The sequence below is a fragment of the Bosea sp. OAE506 genome (genome assembly GCF_040546595.1).
In the GTDB taxonomy this organism is placed as follows: Bacteria; Pseudomonadota; Alphaproteobacteria; order Rhizobiales; family Beijerinckiaceae; genus Allobosea.
The window spans coordinates 2,403,490-2,418,872 of record NZ_JBEPOB010000001.1; the positions used below are offsets into that span (position 1 = coordinate 2,403,490).

Annotated in this window: 22 protein-coding genes; 13 read left to right on the forward strand and 9 right to left on the reverse strand. The window is 69.0% G+C overall.

The genetic code is table 11. The features are described 5' to 3' along the window. Positions 1-31: 31 nt before the first annotated feature. The 3 genes from ABIE41_RS11715 to ABIE41_RS11725 form a co-directional block, all read right to left on the reverse strand. The gene (locus ABIE41_RS11715; protein WP_192644623.1) at positions 32-631 is read right to left on the reverse strand and encodes a class I SAM-dependent methyltransferase; all 600 of its coding nucleotides are present in this window, start codon (positions 629-631) and stop codon (positions 32-34) included. A gap of 13 nt (positions 632-644) precedes the next feature. Further along, complete coding sequence (locus ABIE41_RS11720) at positions 645-1,271, reverse strand: LysE family translocator (protein ID WP_192644624.1); 627 nt, start codon at positions 1,269-1,271, stop codon at positions 645-647. Between the two features lie 61 nt (positions 1,272-1,332). Continuing rightward, entirely contained in the window at positions 1,333-1,896 is a 564-nt protein-coding gene (locus ABIE41_RS11725) for a CAP domain-containing protein (protein WP_192644625.1), read from the reverse strand. 288 nt (positions 1,897-2,184) lie between these two features. Here ABIE41_RS11725 and ffh point away from each other — a divergent pair, with 288 nt between their 5' ends. From ffh to trmD, 6 genes are all read left to right on the forward strand, one after another. Then, entirely contained in the window at positions 2,185-3,771 is a 1,587-nt protein-coding gene (gene ffh, locus ABIE41_RS11730) for a signal recognition particle protein (RefSeq protein ID WP_192644626.1), read from the forward strand. Beyond that, positions 3,768-4,031, forward strand: a complete 264-nt coding sequence (locus ABIE41_RS11735) for a hypothetical protein (RefSeq protein ID WP_192644627.1) — start codon at positions 3,768-3,770, stop codon at positions 4,029-4,031. Before ffh ends, ABIE41_RS11735 begins: the two co-directional genes overlap by 4 nt. 46 nt (positions 4,032-4,077) lie before the next feature. Continuing rightward, positions 4,078-4,437 carry a 30S ribosomal protein S16 gene (gene rpsP, locus ABIE41_RS11740; protein WP_069056000.1) on the forward strand — a complete coding sequence of 120 codons (360 nt, stop codon included), beginning with the start codon at positions 4,078-4,080 and terminating at the stop codon, positions 4,435-4,437. Between the two features lie 99 nt (positions 4,438-4,536). Beyond that, on the forward strand, positions 4,537-5,064 hold the full coding sequence (gene rimM / locus ABIE41_RS11745; protein ID WP_192644628.1) for a ribosome maturation factor RimM: 528 nt from the start codon (positions 4,537-4,539) through the stop codon (positions 5,062-5,064). Beyond that, positions 5,054-5,755 (forward strand): HAD family hydrolase, encoded by a 702-nt coding sequence (locus ABIE41_RS11750; protein WP_192644629.1) that lies wholly within the window; start codon positions 5,054-5,056, stop codon positions 5,753-5,755. Before rimM ends, ABIE41_RS11750 begins: the two co-directional genes overlap by 11 nt. Before the next feature lie 165 nt (positions 5,756-5,920). Next, a complete protein-coding gene (trmD, locus tag ABIE41_RS11755; RefSeq protein WP_192644630.1) occupies positions 5,921-6,616 on the forward strand; it encodes a tRNA (guanosine(37)-N1)-methyltransferase TrmD in 696 nt (231 codons plus the stop codon). Between the two features lie 44 nt (positions 6,617-6,660). On the opposite strand, the gene ABIE41_RS11760 is transcribed toward trmD, so the two are convergent. Together ABIE41_RS11760 and ABIE41_RS11765 are read right to left on the reverse strand one after the other, a co-directional pair. Further along, positions 6,661-7,083 (reverse strand): rhodanese-like domain-containing protein, encoded by a 423-nt coding sequence (locus tag ABIE41_RS11760; RefSeq protein WP_192644631.1) that lies wholly within the window; start codon positions 7,081-7,083, stop codon positions 6,661-6,663. 7 nt (positions 7,084-7,090) lie between these two features. Then, on the reverse strand, positions 7,091-8,293 hold the full coding sequence (locus tag ABIE41_RS11765) for a pyridoxal phosphate-dependent aminotransferase (protein WP_192644632.1): 1,203 nt from the start codon (positions 8,291-8,293) through the stop codon (positions 7,091-7,093). A gap of 227 nt (positions 8,294-8,520) precedes the next feature. On the opposite strand from ABIE41_RS11765, the gene ABIE41_RS11770 reads away from it, so the two are divergent. Continuing rightward, positions 8,521-9,333 carry a transglutaminase-like domain-containing protein gene (locus tag ABIE41_RS11770; RefSeq protein ID WP_192644633.1) on the forward strand — a complete coding sequence of 271 codons (813 nt, stop codon included), beginning with the start codon at positions 8,521-8,523 and terminating at the stop codon, positions 9,331-9,333. 51 nt (positions 9,334-9,384) lie between these two features. Here ABIE41_RS11770 and ABIE41_RS11775 read toward each other — a convergent pair whose 3' ends face one another. Beyond that, on the reverse strand, positions 9,385-9,612 hold the full coding sequence (locus tag ABIE41_RS11775; RefSeq protein ID WP_192644634.1) for a hypothetical protein: 228 nt from the start codon (positions 9,610-9,612) through the stop codon (positions 9,385-9,387). Next, positions 9,609-9,740, reverse strand: a complete 132-nt coding sequence (locus tag ABIE41_RS11780) for a hypothetical protein (protein WP_257785730.1) — start codon at positions 9,738-9,740, stop codon at positions 9,609-9,611. The genes ABIE41_RS11775 and ABIE41_RS11780 overlap by 4 nt, the downstream gene beginning before the upstream one ends. Before the next feature lie 82 nt (positions 9,741-9,822). On the opposite strand from ABIE41_RS11780, the gene ABIE41_RS11785 reads away from it, so the two are divergent. After that, positions 9,823-10,002 (forward strand): hypothetical protein, encoded by a 180-nt coding sequence (locus ABIE41_RS11785; RefSeq protein ID WP_192644635.1) that lies wholly within the window; start codon positions 9,823-9,825, stop codon positions 10,000-10,002. Positions 10,003-10,202: 200 nt separating this feature from the next. On the opposite strand, the gene ABIE41_RS11790 is transcribed toward ABIE41_RS11785, so the two are convergent. Next, positions 10,203-10,439 carry a hypothetical protein gene (locus ABIE41_RS11790; RefSeq protein WP_354192035.1) on the reverse strand — a complete coding sequence of 79 codons (237 nt, stop codon included), beginning with the start codon at positions 10,437-10,439 and terminating at the stop codon, positions 10,203-10,205. A gap of 8 nt (positions 10,440-10,447) precedes the next feature. Beyond that, entirely contained in the window at positions 10,448-10,657 is a 210-nt protein-coding gene (locus ABIE41_RS11795; protein WP_192644637.1) for a hypothetical protein, read from the reverse strand. Between the two features lie 134 nt (positions 10,658-10,791). On the opposite strand from ABIE41_RS11795, the gene ABIE41_RS11800 reads away from it, so the two are divergent. The 5 genes from ABIE41_RS11800 (at position 10,792) to ABIE41_RS11820 (ending at position 15,291) form a co-directional block, all read left to right on the forward strand. Continuing rightward, positions 10,792-11,286, forward strand: coding sequence for a YaiI/YqxD family protein (locus tag ABIE41_RS11800; protein WP_192644638.1), 495 nt, complete (start codon positions 10,792-10,794; stop codon positions 11,284-11,286). Between the two features lie 122 nt (positions 11,287-11,408). Further along, positions 11,409-12,383 (forward strand): Bug family tripartite tricarboxylate transporter substrate binding protein, encoded by a 975-nt coding sequence (locus ABIE41_RS11805; protein WP_192644639.1) that lies wholly within the window; start codon positions 11,409-11,411, stop codon positions 12,381-12,383. 20 nt (positions 12,384-12,403) lie between these two features. Then, complete coding sequence (locus ABIE41_RS11810; RefSeq protein WP_192644640.1) at positions 12,404-13,003, forward strand: histidine phosphatase family protein; 600 nt, start codon at positions 12,404-12,406, stop codon at positions 13,001-13,003. Between the two features lie 100 nt (positions 13,004-13,103). After that, entirely contained in the window at positions 13,104-14,087 is a 984-nt protein-coding gene (locus ABIE41_RS11815; protein ID WP_354192039.1) for a phosphatase PAP2 family protein, read from the forward strand. Positions 14,088-14,166: 79 nt separating this feature from the next. Then, positions 14,167-15,291, forward strand: a complete 1,125-nt coding sequence (locus ABIE41_RS11820; protein WP_192644642.1) for a PQQ-dependent sugar dehydrogenase — start codon at positions 14,167-14,169, stop codon at positions 15,289-15,291. Positions 15,292-15,383 lie beyond the last annotated feature (92 nt).

The following is a 15,383-nucleotide window of genomic DNA, read 5'->3' on the forward strand; positions in this document are numbered from 1 at the left end:
TTCGCGCCGCCGCGGGTCAAGCCGGCACCGTTCACGGTCGCTTGACCGCCATCACATGAAGCCAGGCTGTCGGCTCGCCGTCATAGCCGCCGCCGGTCTCCTCGCCGATGACGAGGCTCTGCCAGCCCGCGGGCCCGTAGGCGGACCGCAGCCAGTCCGGCGAGGGATAGTTGAAGTAGCGGCCGAACCGGTCCCGCCCCTCGGCGGTGCCCGCCTTGAAGCTGGCGTAGAACAGCCCGCCAGGTTTCAGCGCCCGGTGAATGCGCGCGAGAATCGCGGGCAGCGCCGTGCGGGGGACGTGCAGCAGGCAGGCATTGGCCCAGACGCCGTCGAACGCCTCGATCGCATCGATGTCCTCGAAGAGCAGCACCTCGACCGGCCGGCCGAGACGACGGCTCGCCTGCTCGGCGAGTTCCGGCGAACCGTCGGTGGCGAAGAGGTCGAGGCCGCGATCGAGAAGCGCGACGCTGTCATGGCCGCCGCCACAGCCCAGTTCCAGCACGCGGGCGCCGGGCGGCAGCGCCGCGGCGAAGGCGGCGATGCGGGCATGCTCAGCTTCGCGGGAGCGCCCCGCATAGGCCTGGGCCTCGGCGGCATAGAAATCGAGCGTGGCGGTGTCGCGGGCTGTCATGTTCGTTTCGCCTTCAGCGCGTGCCGGTCCGCATCGCGAGGGTCGCGATGCCGGCGCCGATCAGTAGCGTCCCGCCGGTCCGGTTGATGGCGCGGATTGCGCGCGGGCTGCTGACGACCGCGCGGGCGCGGGAAGCGATGAGCGCGTAGCCGAAGGCGTTGGCGGCGGCCAGCGTCACGAAGGTCGCCTCGAAGATCAGCATCTGCGTCCAGAAATCGGCCTTGGGGTCGAGGAACTGCGGCAGGAAGGCGACGAAGAAGGTGATGCTCTTGGGGTTCAGCGCCGTGACCAACCAGGCATGGCCGAGCATCTTGAGAGAGGACACCGCATCCTCGCGCGGCTTGGCGTCGAGCGTGCCGCCGGCGCGGAAGAGCTTGATGCCGAGCCAGACGAGATAGGCCGCGCCCGCCCATTTCAGCGCGGTGAAGACGGTGGCCGAAGTCGCCAGCAGCGCGCCGACGCCGAGCATGGAGAGCGTCATCGCCGTGAAGTCGCCGAGCGCGACGCCGGCTGCTGTGGGTAGCGCCGTGCGCCAGCCCTGGCCGAGTGCATAGGAAACGACGAGCAGGATCGTCGGGCCGGGAATGACCAGCAGGACGGCGGTGGCGGCGGCGAAGGCGGCCCAGGTTTCGAAGGTCATGACGCTGTTTCCCGATGGCGTCGGGCGAGCCATCCCCAGGATGGCCGGCTTGTAAAGAGGCTCAGCGCGGCGGCCGGTTCGAGCCGAACCATCCGACGGGCCCGGCGGACATCTCGACGCGCTTCTCCGGTTCGCCCGCCACGACCAGCGCCCACCAGGCGCGGTATTGCGTCTGCGGGTCCTTGGCGAGCGCGATGCCGAAGCGGGTGGCTTCCTTCATCCGCAGATTGGCGTCATGGCCTGACGAGGCGCGCCAGCCGGCGAAGGCTTCTTCCGTCGAATAATAGCCGCCTCCGAGATTTTCCGCCGCGCGGGCGGCGTCGAGGCCGGCGGCATGGACGCGCGAGGCGAAATTGCCGGCGGCGTCGTGCGAGAGCGTATTGGCGCGCGCCATGGCATCGGCCTGGCGCTGGGCCATGGCGCTCAGGGCGGGATCGAGCCTCACAGGCCCGAGGCCCTGGCTGGCGCGATAAGCGTTGAAGATGCGGCTGGCTTCGGCTGGATCGAGGGTGACCGCCGCTAGGCGGGCCGTGGCGCGCGGATCGAGCGGCGTCTCGCGGCGCGGTTCGCCGGCGCAGCCGGCGGCGAGGAGGGCGAGGGCGGCAGCGGCAAGGAGAGGGCGCATGGGCGAGGATGGGTCCGGCATCGCTTGGGAGCCTGCGGCGCTAACGGGCCATCATGGCGAGATTGCTGCGGCGGCCCCGCCAACCTTGACTTTTGCCCCGATCTGCCGCTTTAACCGCGTCATCCGTTTCGCCGACATCGTCGAGACCGCATCCGCCGACCGGGCCGCCTCGCGGCTATATGAGCCCGGAGGTCAACGCCCGACAGCGCGTCCGCGCCCTCGGGCGCGAAACCGTTTGGCGATGGGGCTTCGCGCGGTCGGTCCCTGAAGGCAAGCAAGCAGGTCCGCATGTTCGGCACGCTCAGCGACAGGTTATCCGGCATCCTCTCGGGGCTGACCCGCAGGGGTTCGCTGACCGAGGAGGACGTCAACGCCGCGCTGCGCGAGGTGCGCAAGGCGCTGCTCGAGGCCGACGTCGCGCTCGAGGTTGTGCGCAGCTTCACCGACAAGGTCCGCGAGCGGGCCGTCGGCGCCGAGGTGCTGAAGTCGGTCACGCCCGGCCAGCAGGTCATCAAGATCGTCAACGACGCTCTGATCGACATGCTCGGCGGCGACGGCGAGGGCATCACCTTCGACGCAGTGCCGCCGGTGCCGATCCTGATGGTCGGTCTGCAGGGCTCGGGCAAGACGACCTCGACCGCCAAGATCGCCAAGCGCCTGACTGACCGCGCCAAGAAGCGCGTGCTGATGGCCTCGCTCGACACGCGCCGCCCGGCCGCGATGGAGCAGCTTGCCATCCTCGGCAAGCAGGTCGGCGTCGAGACGCTGCCGATCGTCGCCGGCCAGTCCGCCGTGCAGATCGCGCGCCGTGCGATCGAGGCCGCTCGTCTGGGCGGCTACGACGTGGTGATGCTCGACACCGCCGGCCGCGTCACGCTTGACGACACGCTGATGGCCGAGGTCGCCGAGGTGAAGGCGGCGACCAATCCGCATGAGGTGCTGCTCGTCGCCGACGCGCTGACCGGCCAGGACGCCGTCAACACGGCGCGCGCCTTCGATGCCCGCGTCGGCCTGACCGGCATCGTGCTGACCCGCATGGACGGCGATTCCCGCGGTGGCGCGGCGCTCTCGATGCGCGCCGTCACCGGCAAGCCGATCAAGCTCGTCGGCACCGGCGAGAAGATCGATGCGCTGGAGGATTTCCACCCCTCGCGCGTCGCCAACCGCATCCTTGGCATGGGCGACATCGTCAGCCTGGTCGAGCGCGCGGCCGAGACGGTCGATGCCGACAAGGCCCAGGCGCTGGCGCAGCGCCTCGCCAAGGGCAATTTCGACCTCGCCGACATGCGCATGCAGCTCCAGCAGATGGAGAAGATGGGCGGTCTCGGCGGCGTGATGGGCATGCTGCCCGGCATGAAGCAGATGCAGGGCCAGCTCGCCAATTCGGGCGTCAACGACAAGATGATCCGGCGCCAGATCGCGATCATCGATTCGATGACGGCGGCCGAGCGCAAGAACCCCGACCTGCTCAAGAACAGCCGCAAGAAGCGCATCGCCGCCGGCTCGGGCACGAGCCCCGAGGCGATCAACAAGCTGCTCAAGATGCATCGCGGCATGGCCGACATGATGAAGGCGATGAGCAAGCAGAAGGGCGGCATGCTCGGCAAGCTCGGCCAGATGTTCGGCCTCGGCGGCGGCATGGGCGGCCTGCCGGCCGGAATGCCCGACCCGTCGAAAATGGATCCGGCGCAGCTCGCCGAACTGCAGAAGCAGCTCGGTGCGGGCGGGGGCATGCCGGGCCTGCCTCCGGGCGGCTTTCCGGGCCTGCCCAAGGGCGTGACGCCGCCGGCGGGGATGATGCCGAAGCTGCCCGGTCTTGGCAGCGGGCTTCCGGGGCTGGGGGGCTCCAACCCCTTCGGAGGCAAGAAGAAGTGACCAAGCCCACCGAAATGCGCGTCGGCATGTTCGACGTGTTCAAGCAGGTCAAGGCGCGTCTCGACGACGCCAACCTGTCCTATGAGACGTCGTCCTATCGCGACGACGCCTTTTCCTTCCTCGTGCATGCGCCGGGTGAATACTGGGAGATCGACGTGCTGGAAGACGGCTCGATCGATCTCGAGATCTTCACCTCGACGGGCATGAAGGACGATCCCTGGGCCGCGATCGACCAGCTGGTCGACGACAACAAGCCCTGATTTCCACCGCAACGCCCAAACGTTCAAAACCCAAGGAAAGACGCGAATGTCCCTCAAGATCCGCCTGACCCGTGGCGGCGCCAAGAAGCGCCCGTACTACCGCATCGTCGTCGCCGATGCCCGCTCGCCGCGCGATGGCCGCTTCATCGAGAAGATCGGCTCCTATGATCCGATGAAGGCGAAGGATTCGCCGGAGCGCGTCGTGCTCGACGTCGAGAAGGCCAAGGAGTGGCTCGCCAAGGGCGCCCAGCCGACCGACCGCGTGCTGCGCTTCCTGGACGCCGCCGGCCTCGCCAAGCGTCCGGTCCGCAGCAACCCGGCCAAGGGCGTTCCCGGCGAGAAGGCCAAGGAGCGCGCCGAGAAGAAGGCCGCCAAGTCCGCCGCTCCGGCCGAAGCCGAGGCGTGATGCTGGTTGCGGCCACCGCGTCGTTCTCGGGCGAAGCTTTGCTTCGGCCCGAGACCCTCTGGCAGGAGATGCTCGGGTCAAGCCCGAGCATGACGGTGCATGGCCGCTGACGACAAGCTCATCCTGCTCGGCGTCATCGGCGCCGCGCATGGCATCAAGGGCGAGGTCCGGATCAAGGCCTTCACCGGCGATCCGCTGGCCATCGCCGAATATGGCCCGCTGACCGACGAAAAGGGCCGGCGCTTCGAGATCGCCGAGATCCGCCCGGCCAAGGAGGTCGTGGTTGCCCGCCTCAAGGGCATCACCAGCCGCGAGGCGGCCGAGAGCCTCAACGGCGTCAACCTCTTCGTGTCCCGCGACAAGATCCCGGCGCCCGAGGACGAGGACGAATTCCTGCAGGCCGATCTGATCGGCTGCGCGGTCGTTGGCCCCGACGGCGCGGTGCTGGGCACGGTGACCACCGTCGCCAATTACGGCGCGGGCGATCTGCTCGACATTCTGCTGCCGGACGGGCGCTCGGTGCTGATGCCCTTCACCAAGGCGTTCGCGCCGCGCATCGACATCGCCGCCCGGCGGATCGAGGCGGTTCCGCCCGAGGGACTGTTCGAGGCCGACGATGACGACTGAGCCGAACCGCGCCAGCGCCAAGGCCTGGGACCAGCCGGCCGGCGCGCTGATCTTCGACATGGACGGCACCATCGTCGACAACATGCGCTTCCATGACGACGCCTGGGAGAGCTGGCACCGCGAGCACGGCCTGCCCTTCGACCGGCCGGCCTTCTTCCGGACCACGGCCGGGATGGCGGTCGGCGAGATCGTCGGCCCCTACTTTCCGGGCGTCGCCGCCGAGGAGATCGCGCGGCTGGGCGAGGCCAAGGAGGCGCTCTACCGCGAGACCTACCGGCCTCATGTCGCGCCGCTGCCGGGGCTGCTGCCGCTGATGGCCCGCGCCCACAGCTTCGGCGTGCCGATGGCGGTGGCCTCCGCCGCACCGCCGGAGAACATTGCGCTGGTGCTCGATACGCTGGGCCTGCGCTCCGAATTCGCGACCGTGATCTCGCCCTCGCAGGGCTTCCGCGGCAAGCCGCATCCGGACATGTTCGTCGAGGCGGCGCGCCGCATGGGCGTGGCGCCGGAGACCTGCCTCGTCTTCGAGGACGCCCCCAACGGCGTCGAGGCGGCGCGGCGGGCCGGCATGCGCGCCGTCGCCATGCTGACCATGCTCGGCGCGGAGGGCTTCGCGGCCTATGACAACGTCGTCGCCTCCGCGACGGACTTCAACGCGCTGGACCGGCTGCCGGCGCTGCGCTTCGGTTAGAGTCCAACTCGTTTCAATGTTCTGCGCCGTCATCCCGGACAAGCGGCGTGAGCCGCGCCGATCCGGGATCCATTCCGGAACGGTTCAGGCATGGATCCCGGGTCTGCGCTGCGCTCCGCCCGGGATGACGGCGCGTCTCCAGTTCTAGTCCGGTAAGGTCCACCCATGCCGTTCCGCGCCTCCGTCCTTACCCTCTATCCGGAGATGTTTCCCGGGCCGCTCGGCGTATCGCTCGCCGGCGAAGCGCTGCGGCGTGGGCTGTGGTCGCTCGAGACGCACCAGATTCGTGACCATGGCATCGGCCGGCACCGCAATGTCGACGACAACCCGGCCGGCGGCGGGGCGGGGATGGTGCTGCGCTGCGATGTGCTGGGCGCGGCGATCGACGCCGCCGTTCCCGCCGGTGATACGCGCCCGCGGCTGCTGATGTCGCCGCGCGGGCGGCCGCTGGCGCAGCGCCAGGTGCGCGAGTGGGTGGCCGGCGAGGGTGTCGTCATTGTCTGCGGGCGCTTCGAGGGCGTCGACGAGCGCGTGATCGAGGGGCGCGGGCTGACCGAGGTCTCGATCGGCGACTACATCCTCTCGGGCGGCGAGATGGCGGCGCTGGTCTTGCTCGACGCCTGCGTGCGGCTGATCCCCGGCGTGATGGGCAAGGAACTCTCGGGCGAGGACGAGAGCTTCGAGAACGGACTGCTCGAATATCCGCACTACACCCGCCCGCGCGAGTGGGAGGGCCGGGGCCTGCCCGATGCGCTGCTCTCGGGCGACCACGCCCGCATCGCGAAGTGGCGACGGGCCGAGGCGGAGCGCATCACGGCGGAGAGGCGGCCGGATCTGCTGAAGGACCGGAGCGGCGGCTGAGCAGCGCCCGTCATGCTCGGGTCAAGCCCCAGCATGAAGACGCCTCAGGGATAAGCCGTCACCGGCAGTTTCTCGGCCAGCCAGCCGCCTGCGCCGAGCATGCCGCTGCGGACCACCAGGATGTCGCGGAAGCCGCGACCGGCGAGCTTTTCGCGCGTCGAGGCCGCAAGCGCGCCGCTGCGGTCGATCAGGGCGATGCGTTTGCCGCGATGGTCCAGTCGCAGGCCGGCCAGCCGGACCTCGAAGGCGGGCGTCTCCACGTCGAGCCCGATCGCGCCCTGCGGCAGACCAGTGTCGCGCCATTCGGCGGGCGGCCGGATGTCGATGAGGAGGAGGGTGCCGGCGCGGGCGGCCTCGTAGGCTTCGCGGGCCGTCAGGGATTGCGGCGCCTGCGCCCAAACGAGAGAAGCCGGGAGCACGAGGCTCCCGGCCAGAAAGGACCGTCGCGGCAGGCCGCGCAGGCTCATGCGCCGATCAGCGCAGCTCGGCGCAGAAGCGCTGGATGCGGCGGCAGGCCTCTTCCAGCTTCTCGTCCGAGGTGGCGTAGGAGATGCGGAAGTTCGGGCCCAGGCCAAAGGAGGAGCCGTGCACCGCGGCGACGGCTTCCGCCTCGAGGATGCCCATGACCAGATCCTCGTCGGTCTCGATGACCTTGCCGTTGGGCATGGTCTTGCCGATCAGGGCCGAGCAGTCGGGATAGACGTAGAAGGCGCCTTCCGGCTTCGGGCAGACCAGGCCGCGGGTCTGGTTCAGCATGGAGACGACGAGGTCGCGACGGCGCTCGAAGGCCTTCTTGAAGACGGGCAGGTGGTCCTGCGTGCCGTCCAGCGCCTCGACGGCCGCCCATTGCGAGATCGCCGACGTGCCCGAGGTCTGCTGGCCCTGGACGAGGTCCATGGCGTTCATCAGATGCTGCGGGCCGGCCGCGTAGCCGATGCGCCAGCCGGTCATCGCGTAGGACTTCGAGACGCCGTTCATCGTCAGCGTGCGCTCGTAGAGGCCGGGCTCGACCTGCGCCGGGGTGACGAATTCAAACTCGCCATAGACGAGGTGCTCGTACATGTCGTCGGTGAGCACCCAGACATGGGGGTGGCGCATCAGGACATCGGTGAGCTTCTTCATCTCGGCGCGGCTATAGGCGGCGCCCGACGGGTTCGACGGCGAGTTCAGGATGACCCACTTGGTCTTGGGCGTGATCGCGCGCTCGAGCTCTTCCGGCTGGAGCTTGAACTCATTCTCGATCTTGGTCTCGGCGAAGGTCGCCGTACCACCGCAGAGCGCGACCATCTCGGGATAGGAAACCCAGTAGGGCGAGACGCAGATGACCTCGTCGCCCGGGTTCAGCGTGGCGAGCAGGGCGTTGTAGATGACATGCTTGCCACCGGTGGAGACGATCGTCTGGCTCGGCTTGTAGTCGAGCCCGTTCTCGCGCTTGAACTTGCGTGCCACGGCCTCGCGCAGCTGCGGGATGCCGGAGACGGGGGTGTACTTGGTCTCGCCGCGACGGATGGCGGCGATGGCCGCCTCCTTGATGTTGTCGGGCGTGTCGAAATCGGGCTCGCCGACTGAGAGCGAGATCACGTCCTTGCCCTGCGCTTTCAGGTCGCGCGCCTTCTGCGTGATGGTGATGGTCGCAGACGGCTTCACGCGCTTCAGGGCGTCGGCAAGGAAGGCCATGGGAGGTTCTCCGGATCTCGGACGAGGGCACGCCGCGGCGGGCGCGCGCGTGGTTTAGGACTCATGGCCGTCCATCGCAAGCGAGACTGCTTGATCGATGCCAGCAGCGACGCGAATTGGAGCCGACGCTAACCCATATCGGCGACGGCTCGAAAGGTGCATGCTGGGAGGGCAGGCCGGGGGGCCCATCGTGACCGGCGCGCCAGCGGCGCGCGGAAAGCAGCTCCGTGAAACTCAGGATCGGATACGAGCTCGACTACGATTTTCCCCAGCCGACCCCGCTGATCCTGATGCTGAACGTGCATTTCAGCCGGTTCTCGGATCTCGAAACGCCCGACCATATGCGCATCACTCCCTCAGTGCCGGTCAGCGCCTATCGCGACGGCTTCGGCAACTGGTGCACGCGACTGGTGGCGCCGCAGGGCCCTATGCGGATCACGGCCGACGCAATCATCGCCGATAGCGGCCTGCCGGAGGCCCAGAATCGCAGTGCGGGGCAGGTTCCCGTCGAGCATCTGCCCGAGGAGGCGATCGTCTTCCTGCTGGCGAGCCGCTTTTGCGATTCCGACCGGTTGCTCGATCTCGCCTGGCAGCTGTTCGGGCATACCACGCCCGGCGCGCCGCGGGTCCAGGCGATCTGCGACTTCGTCAACCAGCGCATCGCCTTCAACTACAACGACGCGAGCGTGACGCGCTCGGCTTCGGACGCCTATGCGGAAGGGCGCGGCGTCTGCCGCGACTATGCCCATCTGGCGATTGCGTTCTGCCGGGCGATGAACATCCCGGCGCGCTACTGCACCTGCTATCTCGGCGATATCGGCACGCCGCCGCCCTGGCCGCCGGGCGATTTCGCGGCGTCCTTCGAGGCTTATCTCGAGGGCGGCTGGCAGATGTTCGATCCGCGCAACAATGTCCCGCGCATCGGGCGCGTGCTGATCGCACGCGGACGCGATGCCGCGGATGTCGCCATTGCCACGACCTTCGGGCCGAACACGCTGACGGGTTTCAAGGTCTGGACCGACGAGGTGATCGAGGCATGAGCCATCGGCGGCGCGCCCGCTCGGGGAGCGCCGTCTCGGTCGGCCGCGATCTCAGTCGCGGAACAGCCCGGAGGTGTCCGGCTTCTTGGCCCGCAGCGGTGTCTTGCGGGCGAGGCCCTTGGCCTTGGGGGCCGAGGCGTCGGTGGCCGCCTCGTCCGGGCCCTGCCCGTCTCCGGCCGGTTCGGGCTGCGCAGGGGCGACGGCCGCAGGCTTCGCCGCGGCCGCCTTTTCGTCCGCCCTGGCCTGCTCGGCCGGGTCGATTGTCCTGAAGCGGATCATTTCTTCTTCGGTCCCGCGGCGCGCGCAACGGCTGCCGCGAAGGTCGCGGGCGCCGCCGCCTCTGCCTTGGGCTTGTCCTTCTTCGGCTTCTTGGCTTCGCGGTTTCCGCGCTGTTCGCCTTTTGCCATGGTCGGTCTCCCTTGGGTCTGAGGGTGCGGGATCGCGCCCCCGGTGGATCTCGGGCTCGAATCAGGCCTGGCCTGGATCGCGATGGACGCTGACGCTTGGGTCGATCATGAGGGCGGCTTTCGCCTGCCGCGGCCGGCCCGGCAGAGGCCGGGGCTCGTCATGTCGAAGCAGATACCGACTCTAGGCCAGACCGGCGGCGGGCGCACGCTGTTTCTGGCGGCCGCGTCATTCTGCGGCGTCGCGGGCGCGGCGGCGCTCTAGTGCCCGTACCGCTGCGGCCGTCCAGCGGGCACGGCCAAGGCAGGGAAAGCCGCGCCGGTTCAACCGCCTTGCGATGTCGGCCGGATCCGCGATGCCGACCTCGCGGAACTGGTCGATCAGGGCGCCGGCTGCGACGCTGTGGATTTCGGCGAGGTCGCGCGCCAGCCGGCGGGCGTCTTTTTCGGCCGCGGCATCTCCGCTCAGCGGATGCCCCGGCCGAAGTTCGGCTCGACCGGATGGGGCGAGAGCATCACCGCATTGGCATGGCCGCCCTCGAAGAGCGCGAAGCGCATGGCGTCCTTCTTGTCGCGAAAGACGCCTTCCGAGACGCCCTCGAGATCGCGGGCGACCCAGAAGCCAGCCTGCGAGCGGCCGACGAGGAAGAGATGGCTGGCGTCTGCTGGCGACGGCTGGATGGAACGGGACTGGCCCATCATCACGCTCCTCAACTCACCGCGGCCCAGGCGCGCAGGGCAATGATGCCGGCGGCCATCCCGGCGAAGAGGGCGAGCGCCGCCCATTCGGCCAGCAAGAAGCGGCGCGCGATACCGGCGCGTTGTGGCGAAGCGGCGCGGCGCGGCGTCGCGAGCGCGCCATAGACCGCGCGGATGCGCTGCTGCCGGCGGGTATGCGAAGTGGGGAACGGGATGGTCATGGTCACCTCCTGAGAGGCGAATGGTCTAGGTCCCGCCGGCGTAAGCGCGCGATGCGGAAGAGGGTGCGCAGGCATAAAGCGCCCGTAAACCGGAAGGGTTGCCGCCGGTGGGCGGGCCTGTCATGGCTCCGGCGATGGAACCCGCTGCCCCCACGGCGCCCGCGCCGATCGCGATCTATGTCGACGCCGACGCCTGCCCGGTGAAGGACGAGATCTTCAAGGTCGCCAGTCGGCATCGGCTGCATGTCTTCGTCGTGGCCAACAGCTTCATGATGCTGCCGCGCGAGCCCTGGATCGAGCGCATCGTCGTCTCGGGCGGGTTCGATGCGGCCGATGACTGGATCGCCGAGCGCGTTTATCGCGGCGCGATCGTCATCACCTCGGACATCCCCTTGGCCGATCGCTGCATCAAGGCTGGCGCCGAGGTCATCGGGCCGACCGGCAAGCCCTTCACCGAAGCCTCGATCGGCATGGCGCTGGCGACGCGCGACATGATGGAGGATCTGCGCGCGATGGGCACCGCCACCGGCGGGCCGAAGCCGTTCTCGGCACGCGACCGCTCGGCCTTCCTGCAGGCGCTCGACCTCGCCATCCAGCGGTTGAAGCGGGCCGGCTTCACGGCCGGCTGAGCTGCGACTAGGCCGTTGAATTCGTGGCGGCTTTGCCCGACTTCGCCCGTTCCCCTCCGCAGGGGAATGCTCTAATGCTGCGGCCAAGCCTGTCGCAATCGGGCCGCTCCGGGAGGAAGTTCATGTCGCTGACCCGCCGTTCCACGCTCGGCCTGATGGCTGGCGCCGTCCTCGCTCCGTCCGTCGTCCGGGCGCAGAGCTTCCCGGCCAAGGGCATCACCATCGTCGTGCCCTATCCGGCGGGTGGGCCGACGGACGCCATCGCGCGCTTCGTGGCGCAGGACCTGACGACCTCGCTCGGCCAGAGCGTCATCGTCGACAACCGGGCCGGCGCCTCGGGCGCGGTCGGCACGCGTGCGGTCGCCCATGGGGCCGCCGACGGCTACACCATCGTCTTCGGCAACAACCAGACGCATGGCAACAACATGTTCCTGCTGAAGGAGCCGGGCTACGACGCGGTCAAGGATTTCGCGCCGCTCGCCGGCGTCGGCGCCTTCGAGCATGCCTTCGTCGTGCGCAAGGACCTGCCGGCCAAGGACATCAAGGAGCTCGTTGCGCTCGCCAAGGCCGATCCCGACAAGCTGAACTATGGCTCGACCGGCGTCGGATCTGGCTCGCATCTCGCCATGGAGCTGTTCATGGCGCGCACCGGCATCAAGATGACGCATGTGCCCTTCCGGGGAGCGGCGCCGCTCGTGCAGGAGATCATCGGCGGGCGCATCGACATCGCCAATTCGACGCTGCCGAGCGTGCTGGAGCAGATCAATGCCGGCACGCTGCGCGCGCTTGCGCTGGCGAGCCCGGAGCGCAATCCGCGGGCCAAGGATATCCCGACGTTGCGCGAGCAGGGTGTCAGCAATGCCGACGCCGATTCCTGGGCCGCCTTCTTCGCGCCCGCCGCAACGCCTGTGGCGGTACAGGAGGCGCTGTCGAAGGCGATCCTGACCTCGCTCGCCAAGCCGGCCGTGTCCGAGCAGATCCTCAAGCTCGGCTTCACGATGAGGTTACGTGACCCCGCCGCCTTCCGGCCCTATCACCTGCAGGAAATCGCGACTTGGGAAAACATCATCAAGGCGGCCGGGGTGAAGCCGGAATAGCCTGACGCGAAGGAGCCGGCATGGCCGCAGCAGGGTTTGGTCAGCGGTTCGTCCTCGGTCTGCTTCTGCTGCTGTCGCTGGGCTGGCCCGGCGCGGTCCTTGCCATCGAGGCCGACCGCGAGCGGGTCTGGGCGCTGCTCGCCCGGTCGGGCCATGTCGTGCTGATGCGCCATGCCGATGCGCCGGGAACCGGCGATCCGGCCGGATTCCGGCTCGGCGACTGCGCAACCCAGCGCAATCTCGGCGAGCGCGGGCGCGACCAGGCAAGGCGGCTCGGCGATGAGTTCCGGCGCCGCGCCATCCCCGTGGCGCTGGTGCTCAGCAGCCAGTGGTGCCGGACGCGCGAGACGGCTGAACTGATGGCGCTCGGCCCGGTCGAGGACGAGCCGACGGCGCTAAACTCCTTCTTCGGCCGCCCCGGCGAGCGCGACGCCGCCACCGCCGCGCTGCGGCGGCGCCTGGCGACACTGCCCGCCGAGGCCGGGCTGGTTGTGATGGTGACGCACCAGGTCAACATCACCGCGCTGACCGGCGTCTTTCCGGCGTCGGGCGAGATGGTGGTGCTGAAGCGGGACGCGACCGGCGCGATCGCGACGGTGGGCCGGCTGCCGCCGCCGTGAGCGGGCCGTTAAGGGCCTGACCGGATGCCGGTCTGCGGCTCTTTAACCAATCGCGTTGACCTCAAGGAAACGCCTCCACGCTAAGGCAGATGCCGTGAGAATGCGGGGCATCGCCATGATCGGGTCGGCAGATGAGTTAGGCGCGGCACGCGGCAGGCGCGTCGCCTGGTCCATCGTCCTGTTCGTACTGCTGATCGATCTCGCCTGGCTGGGCTTTTCGTCCGTGTCGGTTTTGCCCTTGTCGCTGCTGGGGCCGCTGAGCGCGGCCGGGGCCCTGGCGCTGGGGGCGTGGTTCTACCGGACGCGTCGTGGCGAGGTCAGGCTGGCCGACGCGCTCGAGACGGCGGGCCAGACGATCGCCTTCATGGCCGTGGGCGCCTTGCTTTCCTATCTGATGGCGACACTCGGCTTTCCCCTGCAGGATGCGGCCTTCCAGGCCGCCGACCGATCGCTCGGGCTGGATTGGCTGGCTTATCTCAAGGCCGTGGATGCAAGGCCGTGGCTCGGTGCTCTGTTCTCGTTCGCCTATGCCAGCTTCATCCCGCAGGTCCTGCTCCTGATCATGGTGCTCAGCTTCACGGGCCGTGGCGAGGCGGCGCGCATCATGGTTCTGGCGATGATGATCTCCGGCGTGGTGACGATCGTGATCTCGGGCTTCGTTCCCGCCATGGCGATGTTCGTCCATCTCGGCCTCGGGCCGGCCGACTATCCCAATCTCTCGCCGGCAGCCTCTTTCGTGCATGTCGCCGACATGCAGGCCTTGCGGGCCGGCGCGCCCTTCACGCTCGATCTCGGCCGGGCTGAGGGGATCATCACCTTTCCCTCCTATCATGCCGCGCTCGGGCTTCTCATGCTCCTGGGCGCCTGCGCGCATCGCTGGCTGCGCTGGCCCTTCATCGGGCTGAACCTTGCGATGATCGCCGCGACGCCGATCGATGGCGGTCACTACTTCGTCGACGTTCTGGCGGGGCTCGTCATCGCCTCTGCGGCCTATGTCGCCGCGCGCCGCATCGTTGTTCCGCAGTCGGCTGGCCGCTCCGCGACAGCCTTCGCCGAGGCGCCCAAAATCCTCGCCAAGTCCTGATCCGCTGGAGTTCAAGGTTGCGAGGCGCGTTGACGTGCCTATCTCGTTGTCTGTGATCTCAACCAGCGGGAGCCCGGCGATGCGGATATCCACCTCGGCCCTGACGGTCGTCGTCATGGTGATGCTGACGGGATCGGCGCTGGCTCAGCAGCGCTATCCGTCGAGCGCGGGCGACCTCGTCGTCGAGACGGTGGCGGGCGGGCTCGAGCATCCCTGGGGGCTCGCCTTCCTGCCGGATGGACGGATGCTGGTCACCGAGCGGCCGGGGCGGCTGCGGCTGGTGGGGACGGATGGCAAGCTGTCGTCGCCGATCGCTGGCGTGCCCAATGTCGCCGGGCGGGGGCAGGGCGGGCTGCTCGACGTCGTCCTCGACCCCGGCTTTGCGCAGAACCGGACGATCTACCTCTCCTTCGCCGAGCCGCGGGCGGGTGGCAGCGGCACCAGCGTCGCCCGCGCCCGCCTCAACGAGCGCGGCACGGCGCTCGAAGGCACGAAGGTGATCTTCCAGCAGATGCCGACGATCGCCAGCAACATGCATTTCGGCTCGCGGCTTGTGTTCGACCGGGCGGGGGTGCTCTTCGTCACGGTCGGTGACCGCTACGGCCAGCGCGACCAGGCGCAGAATCCGGCCAACCATATCGGCAAGATCATGCGGATCGCTCCCGAGGGCGGGGCGCCGGCCGACAATCCCAGGATCGAGGGCTGGCAGCCGGAGATCTGGTCGATCGGCCATCGCAATGTCCAGGGCGCGGCGCTGCATCCCGAGACCGGCCAGCTCTGGACGGCCGAGCACGGTGCGCGCGGCGGTGACGAGGTCAACACGCCCAAGGCCGGCCGGAATTATGGCTGGCCGGTCGTCACCTTCGGCATCGACTATTCCGGCGCCAAGATCGGCGAGGGCACGAGCAAGGCCGGCATGGAGCCGCCGCTGTTCTACTGGGACCCCTCGATCGCCCCCTCGGGCGCAGCGTTCTACACCGGCGCGGTGTGGCCGGCCTGGAAGAATTCGCTCTTCGTCGGCGCGCTCGCCGGGCAGATGCTGGTCAGGCTCTCGACTCAAGGCGAGGCCGTGACGGGGCAGGAGCGGCTGCTCGAGGGCCTCGGCGAACGCATCCGCGACGTGCGCCAGGGTCCGGATGGGTTCATCTACCTCCTGAGCGACGCGCCCGACGGCAAACTGCTGCGGGTGCGCCCGGCGCGCTAGTCGGCGGCACCGGAAAGCGGCGAGACCGGCTTTCCGGGGTGGCAGTGGATTGCCGCGAGCGCTCGTCTGCGGTGATGATTCCTGCTACCGCG